1 protein-coding gene and 1 pseudogene are annotated in these 1,547 nt (G+C 66.4%); both read right to left on the reverse strand.

Going from position 1 to position 1,547, the window contains the following annotated elements:
- Nucleotides 1-1,144 (reverse strand): annotated as a pseudogene (locus tag ACWCPY_RS43255) (ADP-ribosyltransferase); the annotation flags it as partial.
- Nucleotides 1,141-1,547, reverse strand: a 407-nt coding sequence (locus ACWCPY_RS43260; RefSeq protein ID WP_451274684.1) for a DUF6507 family protein, incomplete at its 5' end; no start/stop codon positions are given. The gene ACWCPY_RS43260 and the pseudogene ACWCPY_RS43255, both read right to left, overlap by 4 nt.

The following is a 1,547-nucleotide window of genomic DNA, read 5'->3' on the forward strand; positions in this document are numbered from 1 at the left end:
CGTCGGGGAGTTTGGGGATCTCGATGTTGCCGATGCCCTTGAGGCCCTTGGTGATGTCGCCGATCTTGGAGAGGCCGGCGCCGGCGCCCTTGGCGATGTAGGTCATGGGGTCGATGACCTTGCCGGCCTTGCCCGCGACGGACAGTACCTTCGCGACGGCTCCGGCTTTGCCGGCTCCTGCGGCGGCGCCGCCGGCGCCGCCGGTGAACACGGTCGTCAGGACGTTGAAGGTGACGGCTCCGGCGGCCCGGCCGGGGTTCTTGCCCCATTCGTCCCACGCGACCAGGGCCTTGCCGGTCTCCTTCATCGCGGTGCGTGAGTCACGCAGCCAGGAGGGGAGTTTGTCGTCGGGCAGTGTCCAGAACAGTGCGCCCGCGCCGGGGATCGAGGAGATGACCAGGCCGGTGGCGAGCTGGGCCAGTCCTTTCCAGGCCTGGCCCATGGCGTCCCAGCCGCCGAAGCCGACGAGGGTGCCCAGGCCCTTGATGGTGCCCCAGATCCCGTCGACGATCAGTCCGTCCCAGACGAACGACTTGACCCAGTGTCCGACCTCGTACCAGTGGTGCTTCTCCTCGACGGGGTCGCCCCAGGGGAGTTTGGCGTTCTTGAGGTCGTCGGCGTTGAACCCGTACTGGTCCTTGCGTTCGGACCCGTCCCCGGCGACCATCTGCGTCCCGCCGAACAACGCGGTGATCTTGTTGTGGCAGGTGCGTTCGGCGGCCCAGAACGCGGCGACGGTCGCGGTGATGTCGTCGCGGAGCTTGTTGTGCTCCTCGACCTTGTCGCCGTCGTACTCCCAGTCGTCGTCGTCCTTGTTGTCGTTCACGAACGTCGTGGCGTCCGTCTTGAGCTGCGCGAGCTTGGTGACCAGCGGACGGATCTCGCTCGCGTAGTCCGACAACGACGAGGCGACCTTCTCCAGATCGTCCGCGAAACCGTCCGCCCGGTCCTGGACCGGCTTCGTCGACGCGAACAACTGCTCCGCCTCGGGAGCCTTGTAATAGGCGGACAGGGCCTGGAAATGGGTATGGACGGACGAACCGGTCTCCCGGATATGACCCGCGTCCTTCGTCAGGCCCGCGTGGTCCTTCTCCAGCTGGCCCAGATCACCGGTGTACTGCGGAATCGCTTCGGGCTTGATCACCGCGACTGCACCCCCGGCTTCTTCGGATCCAGATCCACCGCACCCAGCGCCTTGCGCTGCGCCTCGGCCGCCATGTCCAGGTCACCATTCAGATACGCGGTCGTGGCATCCACCGCACCCGTCAGGGACTTGCCCGCACGAGCCGCGATGAACTTCAGGTCAGGGGTCGTGTGCTCGGCGAACTGCGACAACGCCAGCGCGACCAGACCACCGACAGCCTGCTCCCCGTCCTTACCACCACCACCGTCACCGCCGCCCTCGGCAGTGATCGTCCCCGCACTCGACGCCGCCGACGACAGATGATCCCCGTACGACGTCGCATGCGTCTGAATCTTCGACGCGATCTCACCCGTCGTCTTCAGCACACCCTGAATACCCTGCGGCTTCAGATCCCAGCCGGTCA

This window comes from Streptomyces sp. NPDC002403, assembly GCF_053593015.1.